27 protein-coding genes are annotated in these 24395 nt (G+C 60.2%); 17 read left to right on the top strand and 10 right to left on the bottom strand.

The window, feature by feature from the left end; genetic code table 11:
• Positions 1-8 precede the first annotated feature (8 nt).
• On the top strand, positions 9-1112 hold the full coding sequence (locus ACTWLJ_RS16380) for a sigma-54 interaction domain-containing protein (protein WP_445177578.1): 1104 nt from the start codon (positions 9-11) through the stop codon (positions 1110-1112).
• Here ACTWLJ_RS16380 and ACTWLJ_RS16375 read toward each other — a convergent pair.
• A complete protein-coding gene (locus ACTWLJ_RS16375; protein WP_445177577.1) occupies positions 1109-1474 on the bottom strand; it encodes an antibiotic biosynthesis monooxygenase in 366 nt (121 codons plus the stop codon). The genes ACTWLJ_RS16380 and ACTWLJ_RS16375 overlap by 4 nt on opposite strands.
• A gap of 94 nt (positions 1475-1568) precedes the next feature.
• Between ACTWLJ_RS16375 and soxR the strand changes: the two genes are divergently transcribed.
• The 4 genes from soxR to ttdR all read left to right on the top strand — a co-directional run bounded on the left by soxR (position 1569) and on the right by ttdR (position 4728).
• On the top strand, positions 1569-2021 hold the full coding sequence (gene soxR / locus ACTWLJ_RS16370) for a redox-sensitive transcriptional activator SoxR (RefSeq protein WP_445177576.1): 453 nt from the start codon (positions 1569-1571) through the stop codon (positions 2019-2021).
• Positions 2022-2152: 131 nt separating this feature from the next.
• A complete protein-coding gene (locus tag ACTWLJ_RS16365; RefSeq protein WP_445177575.1) occupies positions 2153-2611 on the top strand; it encodes a VOC family protein in 459 nt (152 codons plus the stop codon).
• Between the two features lie 212 nt (positions 2612-2823).
• Positions 2824-3699 carry an alpha/beta fold hydrolase gene (locus ACTWLJ_RS16360; protein WP_445177574.1) on the top strand — a complete coding sequence of 292 codons (876 nt, stop codon included), beginning with the start codon at positions 2824-2826 and terminating at the stop codon, positions 3697-3699.
• Positions 3700-3720: 21 nt separating this feature from the next.
• Positions 3721-4728: an L-tartrate utilization transcriptional activator TtdR gene (gene ttdR / locus ACTWLJ_RS16355; RefSeq protein ID WP_445177573.1), complete on the top strand. Its 1008-nt coding sequence runs from the start codon at positions 3721-3723 to the stop codon at positions 4726-4728.
• A gap of 47 nt (positions 4729-4775) precedes the next feature.
• On the opposite strand, the gene leuD is transcribed toward ttdR, so the two are convergent.
• The 3 genes from leuD to ACTWLJ_RS16340 are packed head-to-tail and all read right to left on the bottom strand — an operon-like array spanning position 4776 to position 7089.
• Complete coding sequence (leuD, locus tag ACTWLJ_RS16350) at positions 4776-5390, bottom strand: 3-isopropylmalate dehydratase small subunit (RefSeq protein WP_445177572.1); 615 nt, start codon at positions 5388-5390, stop codon at positions 4776-4778.
• Positions 5387-6805, bottom strand: coding sequence for a 3-isopropylmalate dehydratase large subunit (gene leuC / locus ACTWLJ_RS16345; RefSeq protein ID WP_445177571.1), 1419 nt, complete (start codon positions 6803-6805; stop codon positions 5387-5389). Before leuC ends, leuD begins: the two co-directional genes overlap by 4 nt.
• Positions 6806-6816: 11 nt before the next feature.
• Positions 6817-7089 (bottom strand): hypothetical protein, encoded by a 273-nt coding sequence (locus tag ACTWLJ_RS16340; RefSeq protein ID WP_445177570.1) that lies wholly within the window; start codon positions 7087-7089, stop codon positions 6817-6819.
• 117 nt (positions 7090-7206) lie between these two features.
• Here ACTWLJ_RS16340 and ACTWLJ_RS16335 point away from each other — a divergent pair, with 117 nt between their 5' ends.
• From ACTWLJ_RS16335 to ACTWLJ_RS16300, 8 genes are read left to right on the top strand one after another with little or no spacing between them, the layout of a single operon-like run.
• Positions 7207-8409, top strand: a complete 1203-nt coding sequence (locus ACTWLJ_RS16335) for a PepSY-associated TM helix domain-containing protein (RefSeq protein ID WP_445177569.1) — start codon at positions 7207-7209, stop codon at positions 8407-8409.
• Positions 8406-8948: a thiamine pyrophosphate-binding protein gene (locus ACTWLJ_RS16330; protein ID WP_445177568.1), complete on the top strand. Its 543-nt coding sequence runs from the start codon at positions 8406-8408 to the stop codon at positions 8946-8948. Before ACTWLJ_RS16335 ends, ACTWLJ_RS16330 begins: the two co-directional genes overlap by 4 nt.
• Complete coding sequence (locus ACTWLJ_RS16325) at positions 8945-9286, top strand: hypothetical protein (RefSeq protein WP_445177567.1); 342 nt, start codon at positions 8945-8947, stop codon at positions 9284-9286. Before ACTWLJ_RS16330 ends, ACTWLJ_RS16325 begins: the two co-directional genes overlap by 4 nt.
• The gene (locus ACTWLJ_RS16320; protein ID WP_445177566.1) at positions 9283-9858 is read left to right on the top strand and encodes a DUF6162 family protein; all 576 of its coding nucleotides are present in this window, start codon (positions 9283-9285) and stop codon (positions 9856-9858) included. Before ACTWLJ_RS16325 ends, ACTWLJ_RS16320 begins: the two co-directional genes overlap by 4 nt.
• 35 nt (positions 9859-9893) lie before the next feature.
• Positions 9894-10823 (top strand): metal ABC transporter substrate-binding protein, encoded by a 930-nt coding sequence (locus ACTWLJ_RS16315; protein WP_445177565.1) that lies wholly within the window; start codon positions 9894-9896, stop codon positions 10821-10823.
• Positions 10820-11668 carry a metal ABC transporter ATP-binding protein gene (locus tag ACTWLJ_RS16310; protein WP_445177564.1) on the top strand — a complete coding sequence of 283 codons (849 nt, stop codon included), beginning with the start codon at positions 10820-10822 and terminating at the stop codon, positions 11666-11668. Before ACTWLJ_RS16315 ends, ACTWLJ_RS16310 begins: the two co-directional genes overlap by 4 nt.
• On the top strand, positions 11668-12567 hold the full coding sequence (locus ACTWLJ_RS16305) for a metal ABC transporter permease (RefSeq protein WP_003226663.1): 900 nt from the start codon (positions 11668-11670) through the stop codon (positions 12565-12567). Before ACTWLJ_RS16310 ends, ACTWLJ_RS16305 begins: the two co-directional genes overlap by 1 nt.
• Positions 12568-13473 carry a metal ABC transporter substrate-binding protein gene (locus tag ACTWLJ_RS16300; RefSeq protein WP_445177563.1) on the top strand — a complete coding sequence of 302 codons (906 nt, stop codon included), beginning with the start codon at positions 12568-12570 and terminating at the stop codon, positions 13471-13473.
• 817 nt (positions 13474-14290) lie between these two features.
• Here ACTWLJ_RS16300 and ACTWLJ_RS16295 read toward each other — a convergent pair.
• From ACTWLJ_RS16295 to ACTWLJ_RS16275, 5 genes are all read right to left on the bottom strand, one after another.
• Positions 14291-14512, bottom strand: a complete 222-nt coding sequence (locus ACTWLJ_RS16295; RefSeq protein WP_401213304.1) for an MbtH family protein — start codon at positions 14510-14512, stop codon at positions 14291-14293.
• An 83-nt stretch (positions 14513-14595) separates the two neighbouring features.
• Complete coding sequence (locus ACTWLJ_RS16290) at positions 14596-16005, bottom strand: aspartate aminotransferase family protein (RefSeq protein WP_445177562.1); 1410 nt, start codon at positions 16003-16005, stop codon at positions 14596-14598.
• Positions 16006-16147: 142 nt separating this feature from the next.
• Positions 16148-16633 (bottom strand): GNAT family N-acetyltransferase, encoded by a 486-nt coding sequence (locus tag ACTWLJ_RS16285; RefSeq protein WP_445177561.1) that lies wholly within the window; start codon positions 16631-16633, stop codon positions 16148-16150.
• Between the two features lie 217 nt (positions 16634-16850).
• Complete coding sequence (locus ACTWLJ_RS16280; RefSeq protein WP_445177560.1) at positions 16851-18173, bottom strand: ATP-binding protein; 1323 nt, start codon at positions 18171-18173, stop codon at positions 16851-16853.
• Positions 18173-18853 (bottom strand): response regulator, encoded by a 681-nt coding sequence (locus tag ACTWLJ_RS16275; RefSeq protein ID WP_401213314.1) that lies wholly within the window; start codon positions 18851-18853, stop codon positions 18173-18175. The genes ACTWLJ_RS16280 and ACTWLJ_RS16275 overlap by 1 nt, the downstream gene beginning before the upstream one ends.
• Before the next feature lie 267 nt (positions 18854-19120).
• Here ACTWLJ_RS16275 and ACTWLJ_RS16270 point away from each other — a divergent pair, with 267 nt between their 5' ends.
• The 4 genes from ACTWLJ_RS16270 (at position 19121) to dsbG (ending at position 23296) form a co-directional block, all read left to right on the top strand.
• Entirely contained in the window at positions 19121-19804 is a 684-nt protein-coding gene (locus tag ACTWLJ_RS16270) for a hypothetical protein (RefSeq protein WP_445177559.1), read from the top strand.
• A 128-nt stretch (positions 19805-19932) separates the two neighbouring features.
• Positions 19933-21669 carry a protein-disulfide reductase DsbD gene (gene dsbD / locus ACTWLJ_RS16265; RefSeq protein ID WP_445177558.1) on the top strand — a complete coding sequence of 579 codons (1737 nt, stop codon included), beginning with the start codon at positions 19933-19935 and terminating at the stop codon, positions 21667-21669.
• Entirely contained in the window at positions 21669-22550 is an 882-nt protein-coding gene (locus ACTWLJ_RS16260; RefSeq protein WP_445177557.1) for a prolipoprotein diacylglyceryl transferase family protein, read from the top strand. The genes dsbD and ACTWLJ_RS16260 overlap by 1 nt, the downstream gene beginning before the upstream one ends.
• The gene (gene dsbG / locus ACTWLJ_RS16255; RefSeq protein ID WP_401213324.1) at positions 22526-23296 is read left to right on the top strand and encodes a thiol:disulfide interchange protein DsbG; all 771 of its coding nucleotides are present in this window, start codon (positions 22526-22528) and stop codon (positions 23294-23296) included. Before ACTWLJ_RS16260 ends, dsbG begins: the two co-directional genes overlap by 25 nt.
• 83 nt (positions 23297-23379) lie before the next feature.
• Here the strand turns inward: dsbG and ACTWLJ_RS16250 are convergent, their stop codons facing one another.
• Positions 23380-24204, bottom strand: coding sequence for an alpha/beta fold hydrolase (locus ACTWLJ_RS16250; RefSeq protein ID WP_445177556.1), 825 nt, complete (start codon positions 24202-24204; stop codon positions 23380-23382).
• Positions 24205-24395 lie beyond the last annotated feature (191 nt).

Raw genomic sequence — 24395 nt, 5'->3', positions numbered from 1 at the left:
GCGAGCCTATGCAACTGCTGACCTTACCGCCGTCACCCGCCCTGGCGACGTCGATCCGCGCCACCGCGCAGGTATTCGAAGACCCGAAATCCCAGGCCCTGCTCGCGCATCTGCAACAGGTGGCACCGAGTGAGGCCAGTGTGTTGATCATCGGCGAGACCGGTACTGGCAAGGAGCTTGTCGCGCGGCACATCCATAACCTGAGCAATCGCCGGCATCGACCGTTTGTTGCGGTGAACTGCGGCGCTTTTTCCGAATCGCTGGTGGAAGCCGAACTGTTCGGCCACGAAAAAGGCGCGTTCACCGGCGCCCTGAGCGCCAAGGCCGGGTGGTTCGAGGAAGCGGATGGCGGCACCTTGTTCCTCGATGAAATCGGCGATCTGCCGATGGCGATTCAGGTCAAGTTGCTGCGGGTGTTGCAGGAACGCGAAGTGGTGCGCCTCGGTTCGCGCAAAAGTATTCCGATTGATGTGCGGGTGCTGGCGGCGACCAATGTGCAACTGGAGAAAGCCATCAACGCGGGCAATTTTCGCGAAGACCTTTATTACCGTTTGAACGTGGTCAATCTGGAACTCAGCCCCTTGCGTGACAGGCCCGGCGACATCCTGCCGTTGACCCGACATTTCATCGAAGCCTACAGCCAGCGCCTCGGCTATGGGCGAGTCAGCATCAGCCCCGGCGCCGAACATAAACTGCGCAGCTACAGTTGGCCGGGCAATATTCGCGAACTGGAAAACGTCATCCATCACACCTTGTTGATCTGCCGTAACGGCGTGATCGAACGTGATGACCTGCGCCTGTCGAACCTGCGCATTGAGCGGCCTGACGATCAGCATTCGAATGTCGATGACTCGCCGGAAGCGTTGCTGGAGCGGGCCTTTCAAAAACTCTTCGAGCAACAGGCTGGCGCCCTGCACGAGAAGGTCGAAGACGCTTTGCTACGTGCCGCTTATCGCTTCTGCCATTACAACCAGGTACACACGGCGGCGCTGCTCGGCCTGAGCCGCAACGTCACCCGCACGCGGCTGATCAAGATCGGCGAACTGGCGGTGAACAAGCGGCGGCTCACGGAAAACCTGCGCGGCGAACGCCTGATCCAGCTGTCGATCTAGCCAACCAGGTTGCAGTGCAATGCATCGTCGTGACTACGGGCGATGCTGCTCAGCACCTGGAACGAACCGAAGGTCACGGTTCGCGCCTGATGGGCGTGGATCAATTGCCAGAAATCCTGCTCGCCACTCTCGAAACTGCTGAACGCCGCCTCCCCGGCCTCCCGCGACTGCCATTGCAGAAAGCTCAGCACCCGCCGGCCATCGTCGCTGGCCTGGACGCTGGCACTGAGAAAACCGTCGTAGCGCTGGGCCAGACGTTCGGTCTGTACCGACAGCGCCGACACCAGCGCCGATTGCTGCTGCGGTTCGATCTCGAATTCGATCAATTGGGTAAAGCTGCGATTTTTCGCTGATGCCTGCATGAAAGCCCCCACTCATCTGTAAGACGAATCTTGCGACTCGAAGGCGTGCAGGGTAAAACCTCTAGTTAAGTCAAGGTCAAGAGCCATTTGCAAAATGATCACTCCCGAGAACGTGCACAAGCAACTCACCGTCGGCGAGGTCGCGACTCGCAGCGGGGTCGCGGTCACGGCCCTGCATTTTTATGAATCCAAGGGATTGATCAAAAGTCAGCGTAATGCCGGAAACCAACGGCGTTATCCGCGAGAAGTCTTGCGTCGAGTCGCGCTGATCAAGGTTGCGCAACGGCTGGGGATTCCGCTGGCAGAGATTGGCGAGGCGCTGAAAATCCTCCCGAACGACCGCGCACCAACGGCAGCGGACTGGAAGATTTTGTCCGAACAATGGCGGCGCGAACTGGATGAGCGGATCAATCAGCTGACGTCGCTGCGTGACCGGCTCGATGGGTGCATTGGCTGTGGTTGTCTGTCGATGCAGGCCTGCCCGCTGCGCAATCAGGGCGATGTGCTGGGAGAACAAGGCCCGGGGCCGCATTTCCCCTTGGTTTGAACCCTTTTTTAGAACACCACAATCTCCATGCACATCCAGTCGTCGGGCCAGCGGCTGGCGCACATCGACAGTTCTATAGTGAATCGACCGGAAATCCGGTGTGTTCATCAACAAAGAACAGGGAGAACGTCATGAGCGTCAAACCCATTCCCGAGGGGTATCACAGCATTACCCCTTATCTCGGCATCCAGAAAGCGGCCGAAGCCATCGACTTCTATAAGAAAGCCTTCGGAGCCACCGAAGTCATGCGCCTGACCATGCCCGACGGCGGCATCGGCCACGCTGAACTGCGTATCGGTGACAGCGCGATCATGCTCGGTTCGCCGTGCGATCAAGGGCCATTGAGCAGCCCGGATAAAGCCGTCTCGGTTGGCTTGCATCTGTATGTGACTGATGTCGATAAATCCTTTCAACGCGCACTGGACGCCGGGGCGACGGCGGTTTCGGAGGTCAAGGATCAGTTTTATGGTGATCGCAGCGGGACCTTGAAGGACCCGTATGGGCATTTGTGGTTTCTCGCCACGCGCAAGGAGGATCTGGCTCAGGAGCAGATTGAGCAGCGGGCGAAAGAGATGTTCAGTCAGGGTTGAGATTCGCGGGGCCCAGTCAGGCCCTATCGCCAGCAGGCTGGCTCCCACAATTGATCGCTTTCCCCTGTGGGAGCCAGCCTGCTGGCGATAGGGCCCGTATTGGCAACTCACATCACACTTCATGAACCACCACACCACGCTTCAACCCTTGCCCCACACGCCGAACGATTTCAGGATGCGGGCAACAAGAACCCTGAAAAAGGATCAGCCCGATGTTTGCCGGATTCCTCAAAGACCAGCGCCATGTCAACGGCGTCGACATTGCCTACCGCATCAGCGGCAGCGGGCCCGGCCTGTTGCTGCTGCACGGACACCCGCAGACTCATGTGATCTGGCACAAGATCGCCGAGCAACTGGCCGAACACTTCACCGTGGTCGCCGCCGACTTGCGCGGTTACGGCGACAGCGGCCGACCTGCCGCCGAGGATCTGCACACCAACTATTCAAAACGCGAAATGGCCCGTGACGGCGTCGACTTGATGCAGGCGCTGGGTTTCGAGCAATTCTCGATCCTCGCCCACGACCGTGGCGCCCGCGTCGCCCATCGTCTGGCGCTCGACCACCCCGCAGCGGTGCAACGCATGGCGCTGCTCGACATTGCCCCGACCCTGTCGATGTACGCGCAAACCAACGAAGCCTTCGCCCGCGCCTATTGGCACTGGTTCTTCCTGATCCGCCCGGCACCGCTGCCGGAAACCCTGATCGAAGCCGATCCCGAAGCCTACCTGCGCAGTGTGATGGGCAGTCGCAGCGCCGGGCTCAAGCCATTCACCGACGAGGCTTTCGCCGAATACCTGCGATGCCTGCAACGTCCGGGCAGCGCCCGTGGTATCTGCGAAGACTATCGCGCCAGCGCCGGGATTGACCTGGAACACGACCGCGCCGATCTCGACGCCGGCCATCACCTGAAGCTGCCCCTGTTGGTGCTATGGGGCGCCGAAGGCACGGTCGGCCGTTGCTTCGATCCACTCAAGGAATGGCAACAAGTCGCCAGCGATGTACGCGGCAAGGCGCTGCCGGCCGGCCACTATCTGGCCGAAGAAGTCCCCGAACTGTTGCTCGCCGAAGTGCTAAGTTTCCTGCGCTGAATCGCCCCTAGAGGCAATGCTATGCTGGCGGCTTGTGCCGCCAGTGTTCGTTTCGACATGACCCAGAAGAAAGACACCGTGCCCCTGCCCGAAGACCTGCGCGTTCTACTCACCGTGATCCGCAAGAACGGCTTTGCCGCTGCCGCCGATGAGTTGGGCCTGTCGCCGGCCTATGTCAGCAAGCGCATTCAGATCCTCGAAACCACCCTCGGCACTCGTCTGCTGCACCGCACCAGTCGACGCGTCGCGCTGACCGAAGACGGTGAGCGCGTGCAGCGCTGGGCCTTGCGCATTCTTGATGACTTCCAGCAACTGCATGACGAACTGACCGACGCCCACGACAGCCCTCGTGGGCGTTTGCACATGTGCAGCAGTTTTGGTTTCGGTCGCAATCACGTTGCACCGGCCATCTCGTTGTTGGCCGAGCGTTATCCGGATCTGGAGATTCGCCTCGACCTGTTCGACCGCACGGTGGACATCGTCAATGAAGGTTTCGATCTGGAAATCCGTGTCGGCGACGACCTGCCCGGCCAGCACATTGGCCGGCAACTGGTCAGCAATCGACGGGTGCTGTGCGCAGCGCCAGGTTATCTGCAGCGCCACGGTACGCCGCAAACCCTGAGCGATCTGCAACAGCATCAATGCCTGGTAATCAAGGAGCGCGACAACGCTTTCGGGGTGTGGAACCTGGATCGCGACAGCGCGCAGGAAAGTGTCCGGGTCAGTGGGCCGTTGTCGTCCAACAGTGGCGAAATCGTCCTGCAATGGGCGCTCGACGGGCGTGGGATATTGCTGCGCTCATTGTGGGACGTGAAGCCATTGCTGGAGCAAGGCCGACTGGTGCAAGTGCTGGAGGATTACAGCCAGAGTGCCAACGTCTGGGCGGTGTACCCGACGCGGCTGGCGAGTTCCGGAAAACTGCGCGCGTGTGTGGAATTTTTGCAGGAACACTTCAAGGATCTTTCAATCCCCTGCAGGAGTGAGCCTGCTCGCGATAGCAGTCATTCGGCCGATGATGATGTCGACTGACACGACGCTATCGCGAGCAGGCTCACTCCTACAGGGTTAGCGGGGTGTCAGGTTAGCCATGGGTTGTTGGCGAGGTGTTCGCGCTCGAAGGCCTTGATTTGCTCGCGGCGCTGCAAGGTACTGCCGATGGCATCGAGCCCCAGCAACAACGCAGTCTTGCGCAACGTGTCGATCTGAAAATCGACGGAGCTGCCATCCGCCAAGCCAATCTGCTGCGTCTCAAGATCAATGCTGATCCGCGCACTGTCAGGCTGGCTGACCAGTTTGCCGATGCGCTGCACCTGCGCCTCGTCCAGCGTGATCAGCAACACGCCGTTGCGCTGGCAGTTGTCGTAAAAGATCCCGGCGAAACTGCTGCCGATCAATGCGCGAATGCCCATCTGTTGCAGGCCCCATACCGCGTGTTCACGGCTGGAACCACAGCCGAAATTCGGCCCGACCAGCAGAAAACTCGCACCCTGCCACGCCGGTTTATTCAACACAAAATCAGGATTGGCCGAGCCATCTGCGAGAAAGCGCAGATCAAAAAACAAGCCGCGATCCAGCCCCTGCCGGTCGATGCCCTTGAGAAACTGTTTGGGCATGATCACGTCGGTGTCGACGTTGGCCGCCAGCATCGGCGCGGCCTGGCCGCTGACCTGAGTGAAGGGTTGCAGGCTCATGGGCGTTCTCCAAAATGGCGAATGTCGGTCAAGTGGCCGGTGATTGCCGCCGCCGCGACCATCGCCGGGCTCATCAAATGGGTGCGGGCGCCGGCGCCCTGACGGCCTTCGAAATTGCGATTGGTGCTGGAGGCGCAGCGGTCGCCGGGCGCCAGCACGTCATCGTTCATTGCCAGGCACATCGAGCACCCGGACTGTCGCCATTCGAAACCAGCGTCGATGAAGATTGCCGCCAGTCCTTCAGCCTCGGCCTGAGCGCGGACTTCGCTGGAGCCGGGCACGATCATCGCCCGCACATGCGCGGCAATCTGCCGACCGCGCACGACACTGGCGGCATCGCGCAAATCTTCGATCCGCGCATTGGTGCACGAACCGATAAACGCATGGCTGATGACGATATCGCTCAGCGCCATACCCGCTTCAAGGCCCATGTAAGTGAGGGCGCGGCGCATGTCCTGGCGCAGGATCGGGTCGTCGATGGCTTGCGGATCGGGCACCCGGCCACCGATGGGCGCGGCCTGATCGGGGCTGGTGCCCCAGGTGACCATCGGCTCCAGCGCATTGGCGTCGAGGTGCACTTCGCGGTCGAACACGGCGCCGGGATCGCTGCGCAGCTCGCGCCACTTCTCCACGGCTTGCTCGAAAATTTCACCCTGAGGCGCTCGCGGCTTGCCTTTGAGATAAGCGAAGACTTTGGCGTCCGGTGCCATGAACGCACCACGTGCGCCGGCCTCCACCGCCATGTTGCAGATGGTCATGCGCGCCTCGACGCTCAGGGCATCGATGGTCGAACCACAGAATTCAATCGCGTAACCGGTGGCGCCGGAGGCACCGATCCGGCCGATCAGCGCCATGATCACGTCCTTGGACGTCAGGCCCGGCGCGAGGTCGCCATCGACGGTCACACGCAGGCTTTTCAAGCGTTTGTAGACCAGCGTTTGCGAGGCCAGCAGATGTTCGATCTCGGAAGTGCCGATGCCAAAACCGAATGCACCGAGCGCGCCGTAGGTGGTGGTATGGCTGTCGCCGGCAGCGATCACCATGCCCGGCAGAATAAACCCCTGCTCCGGCGCGATCACATGCTCGATGCCTTGGCGCTGATCGAGAATGTCCAGCAGCTCGATGCCGAAGTCCCGGCAGTTTTCCGCCAGATACGACACCTGCCGCGCACCACCTGCATCAGGCATCTCGGCCACTCGCAGCGGCGTGGTCGGGTTGACGTGATCGACCACCGCCAGCGCCGTGCCCGGCCGCCAGACTTCGCGCCCGGCGGCGCGCAAACCGCTGAAGGCCTGCGGGCTGGTGTATTCGTTGATCACCTGACGGTCGATGTACAACAGGACATGGCCCTGGTCATCGAGGCGGCACACCGTGTGCGAATCGATGTGTTTGTCATAGAGGGTTCTGGGATTCATCAAGCGCTCGTTCAGGGAGTCTGTTTGATTTCCATCATAGGCAGCCCGTGGCGGCCATCAATCGGCGGACAGTGATGGCGCAGATCATGAATCGTGTTCAATCCCCAACGCAGCGGCAATACCTGTGGGAGCTGGCTTGCCAGCGATGGCGTCGGGTCAGTCACTTTGATGCTGGGGCTGATGGCCTCTTCGCGGGCAAGCCCGCTCCCACACGGTTGTGTGGTGATCGTGCGAAGTGCGAAACATTTACTTTCATATCCCTCATCGGGATTTGCTTCGCTCATCCGTCCTATAGAGATGCAGGCCGTTCGCGTAGGCAACAGCCACGACCGGCCCTTTCCGGGATTGTCGTACTGCGAAGCCCGTAGTCACGGCTCCTTTCACCGAAAAGACGTTGAATCATGTCGAAGAAATCCCGCTCGAAACTGTGGTTCCTGGTGCACAGCTGGCTCGCGTTACCGATCTGGTTTTTTGTCCTGATCGTCTGCGTCACCGGCACGCTGGCCGTGGTCAGTCAGGAAATCGTCTGGCTGGCCAACCCGCAAATGCGCGCCAGTGCGCCTTCGGACGATGCGCCGCTGCTCAGCTATGACCAGGTCATCGCGGCCATCAAGAAAGCCGAACCGCAAACGCTGGTCGAAAGCATCAGCCGCCCTGACGAATCGCACTTCGCCCTCGACGTCGAAGTCAGCTACCCCGACGGCCGTTCGCAAACCGTCTACGTCAACCCTTACACCGGGGTGATCCAGGGTTCGGCGCCGCAATTCAACTTCAAGGCATTCACCCGCGCCTTGCATGGCTGGTGGCTGGTGCCGTTCACCAATGGTTACAGCTGGGGCTGGTATCTGGTGTCGTTCCTCGGCTTGCCGATGCTGGTTTCGCTGATCACCGGGCTGGTGGTCTACAAGCGTTTCTGGAGAGGTTTCCTGCGCCCGACTCTGCGTTTCAATCACGGCGCGCGGATCTTCTGGGGCGATTTTCATCGACTCAGCGGCATCTGGTCGATCTGGTTCATTGCGGTGATCTCCATCACCGGCACCTGGTTTCTGATTCAGGCTTTTCTCTTCGACAACCAGGTATCCATTTCAACCGAGCCGATCATTCCGGCGATGGCCCGCGAAAGCGTACCGTTGTCCGTCGACGCCACCTCACCGCCGCGCATCAGCCTCGACCGCGCAGTGAGCATCGCCGAGCAGAAGATTCCCGGCCTGGAAGTCAGTTTCATCAGCCTGCCGGGCAATGCCTACAGCCATATGAGCGTCGGCGGCCGTGGCTGGTATCCACTGATGTTCCAGACCGCCACGCTCAATCCATACAACGGCGATATGGCGGCATCGCGGCTGATCTCCGATCGCTCATCGCTGGAGTTCATCACCGAATCCATGCGCCCGCTGCACACCGGTGACTTCGGAGGGCTGTGGATCAAGCTGATCTGGTTCTTCTTCGGTCTGCTGTTGAGCATGATGGTGCTCAGCGGCCTTTTGATCTGGACCAAACGCACCGCGTTGGCCACCGCCAATGCGCTCAAACGCGAGAGCAAGAAAGCTCGCAGCACCCCGGCAAAAACGGCCATCGCCCGTGAACCTTCGGAGGCCAGCCTGTGAGCCAGTCCACGCCTGTTGCCCAACCCTCGCGCCTTGGCCGGATCTGGCGCAAATGGCGGTTCCATATCAACGCGCTGCTGCTCCTGATTCCGCTGGGATTCATGCCTAAATACTTCGCCGACGCCGCGTTATTTCGTGGCGACAGTGGACTTGGCGAACGGGAGATCGGCGAAGTCCAGGTCGGCCCCTGGAGCCTGCGACTGGCTGAGTTGCGGAATGAGGCACCGCTGCTCACCGGCCCTGCCGGCTACATGAAAGACTTCAATGCTGCGCTATGCGACGCCTGTGTCGAACAGGTCAAGGCCACCTACCTGCGCATCGGCAAACCCCGCAGCCTGCGCGCCGCCGGGGTGATCTTCTTCGGCACGCCATACCGCATGGGCAGTCAACTGCCGATTCCGGAAAAGACCAAAACCGACGCCGAACTGTGGATCACCATGGAAGGCTGGGACGGCACGATGCATCAAGCATCGATTCCGCTGAGTCAGGCCTCCCCCGCCACCATCGACTGGCTGAACAAACAAGGAGCCAAACCATGAGCCACGTTCAACGCCCTTCCCGCCTGCGGCTGAGCGCCGCGCTGCTGCTGGTGTGCGCCGGTTTCAGCGCCAGCGCGCTGGCCCACAACCCGATGTGCGAATGCAAAGCCGTCGATGATCAACAGATCAAGTGCACTGGCGGCTTCTCGGATGGCAGCGGCGCGCCGGGGGTGACCCTTGATGTGATCGGCTACGACGAGACGATTCTTGTACCGGGCAAACTCGGCGCCGATTCGACCCTGACCTTCAAGAAACCCGGTGCCGAGTTCTACGTGCTGTTCGATGCCGGCCCCGGGCATGTCGTCGAAATCGACCAAGCGGATATCGAGGCCCCATGAGTACGCCAACCACCCAAGTCGTACGCCCGGCCGGCGCTGGCCACGAAACGCTGACCGTACTGTGTTTGTGCCTGCTGATTCTTGCGGTCGCAGGCTCGGTGGTGGCCTGGCGGAGTGTGTCGCAGGAACCGCAGCCGGTCGCCAGCAACCAGTTGGATGCGCGCCGTGACCTCGGCGCCTCCGAGCAAGGCATCTATGCCGACTTGCGGGTGACCCTCGACGAAATCCACCTGCTGCGCGAAGAACAGAAAACCCTGCCGACTCCGCAAAGTCTTGCTGACGAAGGCTTCGCGCCGTTTGCCCGGGATGCCAGTTCGGTCAGCCGTGGCGGCCATGTCTGGCAGTTGATTGCCGATACCAGCTACTTCGGGCACAGCCAGTCGCCCGCCGTCGCCGGCTCGTTCCTGATGCGCGTGAGTGCCGATGAACACGCCGCACCGGACATCTGGCTCAACCGCAATGCCGATCTTCAGGTGCCCTCCGATCTGACCGACGCCGTGCTGTCCGCTGCCGGCTGGAAGCAGATCGTCGCGCAATTCGATGCCGGGGTTACCCGCGAACATCGCCACTGAACCTTCGCCTTCACCCGAGAGAAGACCGCTTGCCCATGTCTATTTCATCTCCTCGTCGTCCGTTTCTGCGCCTGCTGCTGGTTGGTTTGTGCACCTGTCTGCTGAGTCCGTTGGCCAGCGCCGACCCCGCCAAACGCTTGCGCATCGGCATCACCCTGCATCCTTATTACAGCTATGTGGCGAACATCGTCGGCGACAAGGCCGATGTGGTGCCGCTGATTCCCGCCGGGTTCAACCCGCACGCCTACGAGCCTCGTGCCGAAGACATCAAGCGCATCAGCGGGCTGGATGTGATCGTGCTCAACGGCGTCGGCCATGACGACTTCGCCGACCGCATGATCGCCGCCAGCGAAACGCCGAACATCAAGACCATCGAAGCCAACGAAAACGTGCCGTTGCTGGCCGCCACCGGCGTTGCCGCGCGCGGGGCTGGCAAAGTGGTCAACCCGCATACGTTCCTGTCGATCAGCGCTTCGATTGCCCAGGTCAACAACATTGCCCGCGAACTGGGCAAGCTTGATCCGGACAACGCCAAGACCTACACGCAGAACGCCCGCGCCTATGGCAAACGTCTACGGCAGATGCGCGCTGATGCACTGGCAAAACTGACGCAGGCGCCGAATGCCGAGTTGCGCGTCGCCACGGTGCACGCGGCGTACGACTATCTGCTGCGTGAATTCGGCCTGGAAGTCACCGCGGTGGTGGAGCCAGCCCACGGCATCGAGCCGAGTCCGAGCCAGTTGAAAAAGACCATCGACCAACTGCGCGAACTCGATGTGAAGGTGATTTTCTCGGAGATGGACTTCCCGTCCACCTACGTCGAAACCATCCAGCGTGAGTCGGGCGTGAAGCTGTATCCGCTGTCGCACATCTCCTACGGCGAATACACCGCCGACAAGTACGAAAAGGAAATGACCGGCAACCTCAACACCGTGGTGCGGGCGATTCAGGAGTCCGGCGCATGACTTCCAGAGAAACCCTAATCCCGGACAACACCAACGTCCCTGTGGGAGCGAGCTTGCTCGCGAAGACGTCAAGTCAGTCACCATCACCTTTGAACGAGACTCCGCTTTCGCGAGCAAGCTCGCTCCCACAGGTTTTGGGGCCGACTCTGGATTTCTCCAACGTTTGCCTGACGCTGGGGCGCACGACGATTCTCGACCAGGTCACCTTTCAGGTGCAGCCCGGCAGTGTGCACGCGCTGGTCGGGCCGAATGGCGGCGGCAAGAGTTCGCTGATCAAGACCCTGCTCGGACAAATGCCACATCAGGGTCGCTTGAGCCTGCAATGGCCCGGCGAACCGGGGATCATCGGGTATGTGCCGCAGGCGCTGGAGTTTGATCGCGGTTTGCCGATGACCGTCGACGATTTCATGGCGGCGATGTGTCAGCGCCGCCCGGCCTTTCTTGGCTTGAGCAAGCACTACGCCGGCGCCATCGGTGACGCGCTGGAGCGGGTCGGCATGCAAGACAAGCGCAAACGGCGCATGGGTGCGCTGTCCGGTGGTGAACGCCAACGCGTATTGCTCGCGCAGGGCCTGATTCCGGCGCCGCAACTGTTGGTCCTCGACGAGCCGATGTCGGCCCTCGACGAAGCCGGGATTCAGGTGTTCGAACGCCTGCTCAATGACTGGCGGGCGGCGGGCATCACCGTGCTGTGGATCGAACACGATCTGGAAGCGGTGAAACGTCTGGCCAACCGGGTGACCGGCCTCAATCGCCGCGTGCTGTTCGAGACCACGCCAGAACTGGCACTGACTCCGGAACGCTTGCTGTCGCTGTTCTCGACCCATCCACGGAGCGCTGCCTGATGAGTTATGAAGCCTTTCGTTTGATGGTCCAGGGCTGGGCCTCGTCGGGTTACCTGCCGGAAGCGCTGGCCTACGGCTTTGTGGTCAACGCGCTGCTCGCCGGCCTGCTGATCGGCCCGGTGCTCGGCGGTCTCGGCACACTGGTGGTGGTCAAGCGCTTCGCGTTTTTCTCCGAAGCGGTCGGTCACGCGGCACTGACCGGTGTGGCCATCGGCATTCTGCTCGGCGAACCCTACACCGGGCCGTACGGCAGCCTGTTCGGTTACTGCCTGCTGTTCGGCATTCTGCTTAATTACCTGCGCAATCGTACCGGACTGGCGCCGGACACATTGATCGGTGTGTTCCTCTCGGTATCGCTGGCATTGGGCGCGAGCCTGCTGCTGATTCTGGCCGGCAAGATCAACGTGCACATTCTGGAAAACGTGCTGTTCGGCTCAGTGCTGACCGTCAACGGTAACGACCTGCTGGTGCTGGCCATCGTCGGTTCGCTGGTCATGGCGCTGGCGCTGCCGTTGTACAACCGGATCATGCTCGCCAGTTTCAACCCGCAACTGGCGGCGGTGCGCGGTGTGGCGGTGAAGACTCTGGACTATCTGTTCGTGATTCTGGTGACGCTGATCACCGTCGCCGCAGTGAAGGTCATCGGTGCAATTCTGGTGGGCGCGCTGCTGGTGATTCCGGCAGCGGCGGCACGCTTGCTCAGCCAGTCGCTCAAGGGTTTCTTCTGGTGTTCGGTGCTGATCGCCACGGTCAGCACCCTGTGCGGGATTCTCGCGCCCATCGTCTTCGATCTGCCGATCCCGTCCGGCGCCGCGATCATTCTGGTCGCCGGCATCGCTTTCGCTCTCGCCGCCATCGCGCGCGGTGTGGTCCCCAGCCTCAAAGGGAATCTTGGATAAATGGCTTTCTCTCTGCGAAAACTGACCCTGGCCATGGCCCTGTGCGGCGTAGTCTGCGCGCCATTGATGGCCGCCGAAAACGCGAAACCACTGCGGGTGCTGGCTTCGTTGCCGATTACTTATGGCCTGGGCGAAGTGCTGCTCAAAGGCACCGATGTCAGCCTGGAACGTGCGGCGCCGGCGAATCTGCCGGGCAGTCGCCAGACCGCGTATTTCACCGGTCGCGGCGCTCCGGCACTGAGCAAACTGGCGACCGGCGCCGACGCGGTGATCGGCGTGCGCTCGCTGTGGGCGGATGATCCGCTGTACCCGATCAGCCGTCGCAGCAATATCCGCATCGTCGAAGTCGATGCTGCCCGCCCGGTCGATGGCGCCCTGCCTGGCATCGCCGTGCAGCCGGGACTCAAGGTCGATGGCTTGAACAGTCAGCCGTGGCTGGCGAGCAACAACATGGGGCGCATGGCCGACGTGATGGCGGCGGATCTGGTGCGTCTGGCGCCAGCGGCCAAGCCGAAGATCGAAGCCAATCTGGCGACACTGAAACAGCGCTTGCTGAAACTCAGCGCCGACAGCGAAGCGCGTCTGGCCAGTGCCGACAATCTGAGCGTGATGAGCTTGAGCGATCACTTTGGTTATCTGATCGGCAGTCTCAATCTGGAGCTGATTGGCCAGGATGCGCGGCCGGATGCCGAGTGGACGCCAGAAGAACTCAAGCAACTGACGGCGACATTGAAGGACAACGACGTGGCGGTGGTGCTGCATCATCGTCAGCCATCGGATGCAGTGAAAGCGGCGATTGCCGAATCGGGCAGTCGGTTGCTGGTGCTGAGCACCGATGCCGAGGACCCGGTGGCGGAGCTTGAGGGGAATGTGGATCTGGTGCTCAAGGGTTTGAGCGGGGCTTGAGACCGAGTGATCGTTTATCGCTAGCAGGCTAGCTCCCACAGAGGTTTATGAGCAACACAGATCCAATGTAGGAGCCTGCTGCTGATGCTGAGTGGACGCCGGAAGATTTGAAGCAACTAACGGCGAGATTGAAAGACAACGGGTGCTCAAGGGTTTGAGCAGGGCTTGAGACCGAGTGATCGTTTATCGCTAGCAGGCTAGCTCCCACAGGGTTTTATGAGCAACGCAGATCCAATGTGGGAGCCTGCTGCTGATGCTGAGTGGACGCCGGAAGATTTGAAGCAACTAACGGCGAGATTGAAAGACAACGGGTGCTCAAGGGTTTGAGCAGGGCTTGAGACCGAGTGATCGTTTATCGCTAGCAGGCTAGCTCCCACAGGGTTTTATGAGCAACGCAGATCCAATGTAAGAGCCTGCTGCTGATGCTGAGTGGACGCCGGTTGACTTGAAGCAACTGACGGCGAGATTGAAAGGTTTGAGCGGGGCTTGAGACCGAGTGATCGTTTATCGCTAGCAGGCTAGCTCCCACAGGGTTTTATGAGCAACGCAGATCCAATGTGGGAGCCTGTTGCTGATGCTGAGTGGACGCCGGTTGACTTGAAGCAACTGACGGCGAGATTGAAAGGTTTGAGCGGGGCTTGAGACCGAATGATCGTTTATCGCTAGCAGGCTAGCTCCCACAGGGTTTTATGAGCAACGCAGATCCAATGTGGGAGCGAGCCTGCTCGCGATGAGGCCATAACAGGCAACACAAATGCCAGGCATGAAAAAACCCGCTGACCATCACCGGTTCAGCGGGTTTTCTTTGGCTGCCAGCTTAGTGAGCAGCCTGAGCTTCCATCTTCTGACGCAGGCTCAGCGGGCGCATGTCGGTCCAGGTTTCTTCGATGTAGGCCAGGCATTCCTTTTTCAGGCCGCTCTTGCCCACGGTGCGCCAGCCTTCTGGTACGGCTTTGTAGTCCGGCCAGATCGAGTACTGCTCTTCGTGGTTGACCACGACCTGAAAGAGGATGTCCTCGCGGTCGAATACTGACGTCATGCTGGTTCTCCATCGCTGTAAGGGTAGGCTGCACGCGGGGTGCAGCCGGGTATGTAGAAGGAACGTTCGAGACGGCGAAAAATTTACACCGCCGCCGTTGCGGCAATCAGCGCACGGCCAAAGATCTCGGCAACGCGGTCGATTTCCACAGCGGTGATTACCAGCGGCGGCAGGAATCGCACCACCGCGCCATGACGGCCACCCAGCTCCAGAATCAAACCGCGCTTGAGGCATTCGCGCTGCACCAGCGGCGCCAGACGGGCAAATGCTGGCGGATGACCGAGGGCGTCCGGCGTGCCGCTTGGATCGACCAGTTCGACGCCGAGCATCAGGCCACGACCCCGAATGTCGCCCAGTTGCGGAAAGTCGCGCTGCAGAATGTGCAAGTGCTCGCTCAGGCGTTCGCCCATGGCGGCTGCGTGTTCGCAGACCTTGTGCTCGACCAGATAACGCATCACCGCAGAACCGGCAGCCATCGCCATCTGGTTGCCACGGAAAGTCCCGGCGTGTGCGCCCGGTTGCCAGGTGTCGAGCCAGTCGCGATAAACCACTACCGCCAGCGGCAGGCTGCCACCGATGGCCTTGGACAGCACTACCACGTCAGGGATGATCCCGGCATGTTCAAAGGCAAACATTTTGCCGGTGCGGGCAAAGCCGCTTTGAATCTCGTCGACGATCAGCGCCACACCAGCCTTCTCGGTGATCCGGCGCAAACCGCGCAGCCACTCGATGTCTGCCGGGATCACCCCGCCCTCGCCCTGCACCGCTTCGACGATCACTGCCGCCGGCAATTGCACACCAGCTTCCGGGTCGTTGAGCAGGTTTTCCAGATAACTCAGGTTGGCCTTCACCCCGGCCGCACCGCCGAGGCCGAACGGGCAACGGTAGTCGTAAGGGTATGGCATGAATTGCACGCCGTTGCTGAGCAACGCGCCCAATGGCTTTTTCGGCCCCAGACTGCCCATCAGGCTCAATGCGCCCTGGCTCATGCCGTGATAACCACCGGAGAACGACAACACGGTGCTGCGACCGGTCGCGGTGCGCACCAGTTTCAGTGCAGCTTCGACGGCATCGGTACCGGTCGGGCCGCAGAACTGGATTTTCGCTTCAGCAGCCAATGCCGCTGGCAGCAGACCGAACAGATCCTGAACGAACTGATCCTTGACCGGCGTGGTCAGGTCGAGGGTGTGCAGCGGTAGCTCATCGGCCAGCACTTGCTGGATCGCCTCGATCACCACCGGATGGTTATGCCCCAACGCCAACGTACCGGCACCGGCCAGGCAGTCGATGAAGGTACGGCCTTCAACGTCTTCGACGTACAAACCCTTGGCGCGTTTGAGCGCCAGCGGAATGCGCCGTGGATAGCTGCGGGCATTGGATTCCTGCTGACTCTGACGGGCCAGCAACGGCGATTCATTGAACTGATACAGCGTTTCCGCCGGCGCGGTAATCCGGGCCGACGATTCTTCGATAAGGCTGGTGGCGACTGACATCTCTCGACCCTCAATACGCTATGGATAGTGACCAAAACTGCACACCGGGCAGGTGCGCGTTCCGGTCACGGGGCGCACATGCAGGTTTTCCTGTTCTGGAAACGCTTAAGCGGGTCGAGGATTTAGACCCTTGATCGAGTTGTCAGTCGGGCGATGACAACGGCTTGTGCATCAAGACACGCGCCAAGCCTTCGTGGGTGACCGGTTGCGCTGACTCGCGATACCCCAGACGACGATAAAACGCCGCGCCTGCACGGGTGCTCGCAAGGCTTGCATGGGGCACGCCGCGAATCCGCAGCCAGCCCTCGAGATCGGCGATCAAGGCACGTCCGGCACCACGGCGAAACCATTCCGGCTGGACATGACAGAAGGTGATGTCGCCATTGGCTGTGGCCATGCCGACACCGATCGGTTTGTCATGCAACAAGGCGATATTTAAATAAACGTGAGGGTCGGCGAGACGCGCGCTGATCAGATCGGCCGACTGGCGCAGAACCCAAAGGCTGACCAGTTGCGGATCATTGCGGTGATCGAGCACGCAACCGACACGGATGGAACGTTCGATGATGCGGCTGATGATACCGGCGTCGGCCGGTCTGGCCGGGCTAATGCAGATGGGTGCTTCCATGGCGCTGTCCCCTCAATCCATTGAGTCAAAGCTGACGCGACCATAACGCCGTGAACGCGGAAAAACTAATGGAGAGAAGTTACATTTGATGTGCCACAACATAGATCCCTTGTAGGAGTGAGCTTGCTCACGAAAGCGTTGGGTCAGCCAACATCAATATCGACTGACAGGACGTCTTCGCGAGCAAGCTCGCTCCCACAAGGATCGGGGGTGGGGATTAGATGGGTTGCAACGGCATGTTCAGTTCGACGCGCAAGCCGTCCGGACGGCTGTCGAAATGCAGCGTGCAGGCACAGCGCTGGACAATCGCCTGCACAATCGCCAGACCCAGACCGCAACCGGTGCTTTGCCCATTGCGCCAGAAACGTTGGGTCAGATGCTGCAAATCGTCCGGCGCAATACCCGGGCCATGATCGCGCACGATAAAGCGTGCACGATCGCCGATGGTTTCCAGACTCAATTCCACCGCGCCATCCGCCGGGGTATGGCGCAAGGCGTTGTCGAGCAGATTGCGTAACGCGGCAATCGACAGCACGGCCGGCATTTGCAGCGGTGCGTCGGAAGGCGTTGTCGGCAGGTGCAATTTGATCCGTTGGCGCTCACCGCCAGCGGCATCCTGAATCGCCAGTTTCGCCACTTGCTCGGCGCTGCATTGCGCACCGTCATCGAACGACAGGCTGCCCTCGACCCGCGCCAGCAACAACAATTGCTCAAGCGTACGATGCAAGCGGTCGGCGCCCTCCTCGGCCCGTGCCAAGGATTGATCGCGGACACTGCCTTCGGTCATCCGCGCCACTTGCAGGTGGGTTTTGATCGCCGTCAGCGGGCTGCGCAGTTCGTGCGCGGCGTCGCCGGTCAGCCGACGCTCGCGCTCGATGGTCTTGCCGATGCGCTGGAACAGTTGATTCTGCGTGTCGAGCAACGGCTTCAGTTCGCTGGGAAACGACTGCAACTGCAGCGGTTCCAGCGAATCGGCATTGCGCCGCATCAGGGCTTCGCGCAAGCGGTTCAAAGGCGCCAGCCCCTGACCGATGCCCAGCCACAACAGGCACAGGCAGCCGAGCAACGCCACGCCCACCGGCACCGAGGCCGCCAGCAGAATAGACATGTTCAGCGCCTCGCGCTCGATCTGTCGATCCGCCGTGGTAATCCGCACATCGCCCCGCGCCAGGGTGAAGCTGCGCCACGGCGCGCCATCGATCATCTGATCGTGGAAGCCCATTTTTTCGGCTTCCAGAGTTTGCTCGGGACTGCTGTGACTGCGGGCGAGAATTTCCCCGCGCAACGAGCTGACCTGACAGGCCATGCCACCGGGAACATTCAGTTGTTCAGCACTGAAATGGGTGCCCTCGCCCTTGCTCGGCAGCGCCGGCAATTGCTCCAGCAACCCGGCAACCATGCGCGCCGAAGCCACCAGACGCTGGTCGAGGGAAAACATCATCTGATTGCGCAGGTCGCTGAGCATCCAGGCTGCTGCCAGAGCCCAGATCAGCGCGAACGCGGCGCCGAGGGTCAGACTCAGACGAAGACGCAGGCTCATCACTTGTTCTGTTCTCCACCGTCGGCCGGACCAAGGCGATAGCCAAGACCGCGCACCGTTTCAACAATGCCTTTGCCGAGTTTGCTGCGCAGGTGATGGATATGCACGTTCAGCGCATTGCTCTCCAGTTCGTCGTTGAAACCATAGACGCTGTCCTTCAATTGCTCGGTGGACAGCACGCGGCCACGGTTATGCAACAAAGCCTGCAACAACGATTGTTCGCGGCGAGACAAGTCGATCGGTTGCCCGGCGAGCATGGTTTCGCGGCTGCTCGGGTCGTAGGTCAGCGCGCCGTGTTCGATCAGATTGACGCTACGCCCAGCCACCCGTCGCAACAGGGTTTGCAGACGGGCAAACAGCTCACGCAGATCAAACGGCTTCAACAGGTAATCGTCGGCACCGGCCTGCAAGCCATCAACGCGGTCGGTGACCGAATCGCGCGCGGTCAGAATCAGCACTGGAATCTCCAGGCCACTCTGACGCAACTGTTGTAACAGCTTGAGCCCATCTTCATCGGGCAGACCGAGATCGAGCACCATCACGTCAAATTCAGCAACCTTGAGCATCGCCCGCGCCTTCGAGGCGGTATTGACGTGTTCGACCGTCAAGCCTTGAGCCGTCAGCCCGGCGACGATTCCACTGGCAATCAACTCATCGTCTTCGCAAACCAGTACGTGCATGGCGGTTCCCTGAGAAAAAAGGTGAGTCAAACAGAGCAGGATTAAGCCGCAATTATGGCAGGGCGACAACGCTTGCGGCAGACGAGATTCAGTTTCTGCTGATTTGCTTAAACAACCACAGCAACTAACAACAGACAAACAATACAACCACCAAAAAGAAACATAACCAAACACCATTAAACTATACAAGCAAAACACCCAACACTAACCTTGCCAGGCGATACAAACTAACCAATTAAAACCAACTTACACCTAAAGAACACTAATATGACCGCGACTAAAAACTTTACTGCCGTTGACTGGCGCCAAGGCCCTGATCGGATTTATTTTTTCTTCAAAGAGAAAAACACTTATTCCCGCTTCGATATCGAGGACAATAAAGTCCTTCCCGGCTTCCCAAAATTTCTTGATGGCAAATGGGAAGGTTTCGACAAACCTGCCGCCGATCTGCGTTTCGGCTTCACCACAACGACTGCCAGCTGGAACGGTGGCATTGACACACTCTGGCTGTTCTACGACGAGGGTGATACTCCATCAGTCTGCGAATTCAGCCAAAAATCCGACAAAGCACTTTCCAAAAATTCCGTCGCCCAGTCGATGTGGGCACCGCTACTTCCTTACTTCTATAAAGTCGTCGGCGTCATGTGGAGTGAGAGCTCTGCACAGAAGGAAACATACTGGGTATTACTGAATGACGGAAACTATCTGATTTACGATATTTACTCAAAAAAACTTGAAGTACTGCCACTCAAAAACTCGCCTTGGTCGGAACTGGAACAGTACGAAGGTCGCATGATGACCGCGGTACTTAACGATTACCCGACGCTCGACACTTACTTCTATATCTTTCTCAACGACAATCAGTACCTGCGATATGAACAAGGTGCGAAAAAACTATTTGGCCCGTATACAATCTCCGAAACCTCTTGGCCCGGGCTGCTGAAGGGCTGAGAACATCAACAAGGTCCAGTGCTCCGACGTCGGCCTTCCCGGGTCGACATCCTGCAGGGTGCGGTTAATCACTCGTTAATCGCCGCCCGCCACTGTGCACCTCAATTGCACAGGGACAAGGCTCCTCCATGCGTCGTTTTTTTCTTTTGTTTGCACTGCTGATTTCAAGCCTGGCTCAGGCCGGGAACAATCCATTCGATTCGAAACCGGAGTTTCTGCCGGTCGACAAGGCGTTCGTTCTTACCAACGAACGTCTGGAGTCCGGTGAGACCCAACTGTTCTGGCAGATTGCCGATGGCTATTACCTGTACCAGAAACGTCTGAAGTTCGACGGCCTGAGCGCAGCGCAGCAGCCTGCCTTGCCCGAAGGCGAGTCGCACAGTGACGAGTTCTTCGGCGAACAACCGGTCTATCGCCAAGGTCTGGAAGTGAAAATTCCGGCCAATGCCAGTGGCCAGATCAAAGTCAGCTATCAGGGCTGCGCCGATGCGGGCCTGTGCTATCCGCCGCAAACCCGGGTCATCGATCTGGGCGGTCAGGCGTCACCGACCGCAAATACAAATGAAGCACCGGATCAAGCCCTCGCCAGCGGTCTGCAACAGCGCGCATTAGGTTGGAGCCTGCTGGTGTTCTTCGGCCTTGGCTTGCTGTTGGCCTTCACTCCATGCACCCTGCCGATGTTGCCGATTCTGGCGGGCATGATTGTCGGTAGCGGTGCCACGCCGCGTCGCGGTTTTGCGCTGGCCAGCAGCTATGTGATCTGCATGGCGCTGGTGTATGCGGCGATGGGTGTCATCGCGGCTCTGTTGGGTGCGAACCTGCAAGCGTGGTTGCAGAACCCATGGCTGCTCGGTTCCTTCGCCGCGGTGTTCGTGGTGCTGGCGTTGCCGATGTTCGGATTCTTCGAGCTGCAATTGCCCACAGCATTGCGTGACCGACTCGAGCACGCTTCGCGCAGTCGCAGCGGTGGCAGCCTGATCGGTGCCGGCGTGCTTGGCGCGCTGTCCGGCCTGCTGGTCGGCCCGTGCATGACCGCGCCACTGGCTGGTGCGCTGTTGTACATCGCGCAGAGCGGCAATGCGCTGCACGGTGGCTTGATTCTGTTCTCGCTGGGCATCGGCATCGGTGTCCCGCTGTTGCTACTGGTGACGGTTGGCAACCGCTTCCTGCCTAAACCCGGCGCCTGGATGAACCTGCTTAAAGGTGTATTCGGTTTCCTGTTCCTCGCCACCGCGCTGTTGATGTTGCGCCCGGTGCTGGACGCTTCGCTGTGGCTCGGTCTGTGCGGCGCTCTGCTGCTGATCGCCGCTTACTGCGCCTGGAAACAGTCCGAAGGCTTTGGCCGTGTTGCGCAGATGTTCGGTGCCACTGCGGTGTTGCTCGGTTTGTGGGGCAGCCTGTTGGTGGTTGGTGCAGCGGGTGGCAGTGACGACCCGTATCAGCCATTGCAGGTCTACAGCGCTGGACGTACCGGCGCACCGACTGCAGAAGGTCACGACGCCTTCACCACGATCAAGGACCCGGCCGCGCTGCAACGTGAACTCGACGCCGCCAAGGCTCAGGGCCAGTGGGTCATGCTCGATTACTACGCCGATTGGTGTGTGTCGTGCAAAGTCATGGAGAAACAGGTTTTTGGCAAAGACAAGGTCATGCAAGCGCTGAGCGACGTTCGTTTATTGCGTCTCGACGTGACCGCTGACGATGCCGCCAGCCGTGAACTGCTGAGCCGCTATAAAGTGCCAGGACCGCCGAGTTTCGTCTGGATCGGTGGCGACGGTGAAGAACGACGCAGCCAGCGCATCACCGGCGAAGTCGATGCCGATACCTTTCTGCAACGCTGGACCACTACCCGAGACGCTCGTTAATGCTGACTTTCACCCTCGGCACCTTTGCCATCGCGCTTAACCACCTGCTGCTGATCAGTGCATTGGCGCTGGCGACCTTTGTCGGCTGGCGGGTCGCCAAGCGCGGCGGCGATAACCCCGAGTCGGCGCTGTTCACGCTGTTCCTGATCGGCCTGCTCGCGGCGCGTATCGCGTTCGTCGCCCTTTACTGGGGCCACTATCGCAACGAGCCGTGGCAGATCATCGACCTGCGCGACGGTGGCTTCCTCGCCTGGCCGGGGGTGATCGTATTGCTGCTGACAGCTTTCTACCGTGGCTGGCGTCGGCCAGGACTGCGCCGTCCCTTGGGGTTTGGCGTGGCCAGCGGTCTGGCATTCTGGGTGTTTGCGAGCCTGTCGCTGAACATTTACGAACAAGGTACGCGCCTGCCGGAGATCGATCTGCGCAACGCCGCCGGCGAGTCGATAAAACTCAGCGACTATCAGGGCGGGCCGTTGGTGATCAACCTGTGGGCGACCTGGTGTCCGCCGTGCCGACGTGAAATGCCGGTGCTTGAAAGCGCCCAGCAACAACGCCCGGACCTGACGTTCCTGTTCGTCAATCAGGCCGAAAGCATGCAAAGCGTGGCGACCTTTCTCGAAACCCAGGGCCTGAGCCTGAACAACGTGTTGTTCGATCGCGGCGGCCGACTGGGTCAGGCCGTGGGTTCCATGGCGCTACCGACTACGCTGTTCTATAGCCCTGAGGGTCGCTTGCTGAGCAGCCACCTGGGCGAACTGTCGAATGCCAGCCTGGCCCGTGCCCTGGAAGCCTTCGACGTCCCTAATTCCAATCAGAATCCGAGCGCCGTACCGGCCGCCTCCTCAAGGAAATTGCCATGCCCCGCCTCCGCCACCTGCTGACGCTGACCCTGGGCACTGCCCTGCTGCACTTGCCGTCGGTACAGGCCGCTGAAGAATTGCCTGCCGCGATCAAACAGATCGAAGCCAAGGGCGCAAAAATCGTCGGCCAGTTCGATGCCCCGGACGGTCTGCGCGGTTACGCGGCGCAGTATCAGAACCGTGGCATGGCGCTGTACCTGACGCCCGATGGCAAGCATGTGCTGCTCGGCAACCTGTACGACGCCGACGGCAAGGACCTGAGCAGCGAGCCGTTGCAGAAACTGGTCTACGCGCCGATGGCCAAGGAAGTCTGGGCCAAGTTCGATGCGAGCGACTGGATTCAGGACGGTAACAAGGATGCGCCGCGCACCGTGTACCTGTTCAGTGATCCGAACTGCCCGTACTGCAACATGTTCTGGGAACAGGCGCGGCCATGGGTCAAGTCCGGCAAAGTGCAGTTGCGGCACATCATGGTCGGGATCATCCGCGAGGACAGCCCGGCCAAATCTGCTGCGTTGCTGGCCGCCAAAGACCCGGCCAAGGCCCTGGAAGAGCACGAAAAGGCTGGCAAGGCCAGCACGCTCAAGCCGTTGAAAGACATTCCTGCGGCGGTGCAGGCCAAACTCGCAGCGAACATGCAGTTGATGCAGGACCTCGATCTGGAAGCGACGCCGGCGATCTTCTATCTGGATGAAAAGGGTGAACTGCAACAACAGCAGGGCGCGCCTTCGCCGGACAAATTGGCGAAGATTCTCGGACCTAAATAACCCGGCCGGCCCCTTCGCGAGCAAGCTCGCTCCCACAGGTTATGCGTAATCCTTGTGGGAGCGAGCTTGCTCGCGAAGAACGATTACTCGGTGATCCGGTTGCGCTCGCTAAGAAAGGTGAACAACACCTCGGTAACAAACTCCGGGTTCTCCAGACTGGAGATATGCCCCGCCTCCGGCACCAGCACGCACGGGCAACCGATCAGCTCAGCCATTTCCTGCGCTTCCGACGGTGGCCGTGGTTTGTCCTGATCGCCACACAGCACCAACGTGGTCGCTGGGTTCAATTCGCCCAGACGCGGCAACAAATCATCCCGACTGAACGTTATCCGGCCCATCGGCACGATGCTTTGGCGCAAGCGCTCGGACGGCAGCGCCGCGAGGTTCGCGCGAAAATCCTGATACAGCGCCGACTGCGGATCGATGCCCGGACGGAAGAAAATCGGCACCACGATGTCGAGCAGCGGCTCGACGATCGCGCCACTGTCTTCGATCTGCTTGAACAGCGAGAAGTAATACTGACGAGTCGGTTCCGGCTCGACACCGACATAGGTGTCCATCAGCACCAGACCGTTGATTCGTTGCGGTGCCGACAGTACCAGCCGCACGCCCCACATGCCGCCGACCGACAAACCGACCAGCGTGACCCGGTCGATCTCCAGATGATCGAGCAAGGCTTGCGCCTGCCGTGCAATGTCGTCGAGTGATGTGGTGCCTTCGGGTAGCGGCCCTGATTGGCCATGACCCCAGAGATCCAGCGCGATCACCCGGTAATGCGCCGACAGCGCGGCGATCTGGGGTGCCCACATGGCCTGATCCCACAGATAACTGCCAGCCAGCAACACGGCCGGGCCGGTGCCTTGATCTGTGTAGTGCAGCGCTTGTCCGTCAATCGTGAGTAAAGGCATCGACCACCTCTCGGGAGAAAAACACAACCGGCAGACTGAGCTGCCGGTTGTGGATCGTCAACCTTGGAAATGTACGCAGATGTACAGGGTGATTTTTGCTGATTTCATTGACGCCATCGCGGGCAAGCCCGCTCCCACAGTGGTCGGTGGTGTTCACAGGTTCTGTGTTCACCCCATAACCCTGTGGGAGC

This window comes from Pseudomonas sp. McL0111 (genome assembly GCF_052567255.1).
Note: the sequence above shows the minus strand (reverse complement) of the source record. Positions and strands in the feature narration are given on the sequence as shown.

Bases quoted from the DNA above. Each gene is read 5' to 3' on its own strand.
- ACTWLJ_RS16380 (WP_445177578.1), top strand. From the start codon at position 9: ATGCAACTGCTGACCTTACCGCCGTCACCCGCCCTGGCGACGTCGATC.
- ACTWLJ_RS16375 (WP_445177577.1), bottom strand. From the start codon at position 1,474: ATGCAGGCATCAGCGAAAAATCGCAGCTTTACCCAATTGATCGAATTC.
- soxR (WP_445177576.1), top strand. From the start codon at position 1,569: ATGATCACTCCCGAGAACGTGCACAAGCAACTCACCGTCGGCGAGGTC.
- ACTWLJ_RS16365 (WP_445177575.1), top strand. From the start codon at position 2,153: ATGAGCGTCAAACCCATTCCCGAGGGGTATCACAGCATTACCCCTTAT.
- ACTWLJ_RS16360 (WP_445177574.1), top strand. From the start codon at position 2,824: ATGTTTGCCGGATTCCTCAAAGACCAGCGCCATGTCAACGGCGTCGAC.
- ttdR (WP_445177573.1), top strand. From the start codon at position 3,721: ATGCTGGCGGCTTGTGCCGCCAGTGTTCGTTTCGACATGACCCAGAAG.
- leuD (WP_445177572.1), bottom strand. From the start codon at position 5,390: ATGAGCCTGCAACCCTTCACTCAGGTCAGCGGCCAGGCCGCGCCGATG.
- leuC (WP_445177571.1), bottom strand. From the start codon at position 6,805: ATGAATCCCAGAACCCTCTATGACAAACACATCGATTCGCACACGGTG.
- ACTWLJ_RS16340 (WP_445177570.1), bottom strand. From the start codon at position 7,089: ATGAGCGAAGCAAATCCCGATGAGGGATATGAAAGTAAATGTTTCGCA.
- ACTWLJ_RS16335 (WP_445177569.1), top strand. From the start codon at position 7,207: ATGTCGAAGAAATCCCGCTCGAAACTGTGGTTCCTGGTGCACAGCTGG.
- ACTWLJ_RS16325 (WP_445177567.1), top strand. From the start codon at position 8,945: ATGAGCCACGTTCAACGCCCTTCCCGCCTGCGGCTGAGCGCCGCGCTG.
- ACTWLJ_RS16320 (WP_445177566.1), top strand. From the start codon at position 9,283: ATGAGTACGCCAACCACCCAAGTCGTACGCCCGGCCGGCGCTGGCCAC.
- ACTWLJ_RS16315 (WP_445177565.1), top strand. From the start codon at position 9,894: ATGTCTATTTCATCTCCTCGTCGTCCGTTTCTGCGCCTGCTGCTGGTT.
- ACTWLJ_RS16310 (WP_445177564.1), top strand. From the start codon at position 10,820: ATGACTTCCAGAGAAACCCTAATCCCGGACAACACCAACGTCCCTGTG.
- ACTWLJ_RS16305 (WP_003226663.1), top strand. From the start codon at position 11,668: ATGAGTTATGAAGCCTTTCGTTTGATGGTCCAGGGCTGGGCCTCGTCG.
- ACTWLJ_RS16300 (WP_445177563.1), top strand. From the start codon at position 12,568: ATGGCTTTCTCTCTGCGAAAACTGACCCTGGCCATGGCCCTGTGCGGC.
- ACTWLJ_RS16295 (WP_401213304.1), bottom strand. From the start codon at position 14,512: ATGACGTCAGTATTCGACCGCGAGGACATCCTCTTTCAGGTCGTGGTC.
- ACTWLJ_RS16290 (WP_445177562.1), bottom strand. From the start codon at position 16,005: ATGTCAGTCGCCACCAGCCTTATCGAAGAATCGTCGGCCCGGATTACC.
- ACTWLJ_RS16285 (WP_445177561.1), bottom strand. From the start codon at position 16,633: ATGGAAGCACCCATCTGCATTAGCCCGGCCAGACCGGCCGACGCCGGT.
- ACTWLJ_RS16280 (WP_445177560.1), bottom strand. From the start codon at position 18,173: ATGAGCCTGCGTCTTCGTCTGAGTCTGACCCTCGGCGCCGCGTTCGCG.
- ACTWLJ_RS16275 (WP_401213314.1), bottom strand. From the start codon at position 18,853: ATGCACGTACTGGTTTGCGAAGACGATGAGTTGATTGCCAGTGGAATC.
- ACTWLJ_RS16270 (WP_445177559.1), top strand. From the start codon at position 19,121: ATGACCGCGACTAAAAACTTTACTGCCGTTGACTGGCGCCAAGGCCCT.
- dsbD (WP_445177558.1), top strand. From the start codon at position 19,933: ATGCGTCGTTTTTTTCTTTTGTTTGCACTGCTGATTTCAAGCCTGGCT.
- ACTWLJ_RS16260 (WP_445177557.1), top strand. From the start codon at position 21,669: ATGCTGACTTTCACCCTCGGCACCTTTGCCATCGCGCTTAACCACCTG.
- dsbG (WP_401213324.1), top strand. From the start codon at position 22,526: ATGCCCCGCCTCCGCCACCTGCTGACGCTGACCCTGGGCACTGCCCTG.
- ACTWLJ_RS16250 (WP_445177556.1), bottom strand. From the start codon at position 24,204: ATGCCTTTACTCACGATTGACGGACAAGCGCTGCACTACACAGATCAA.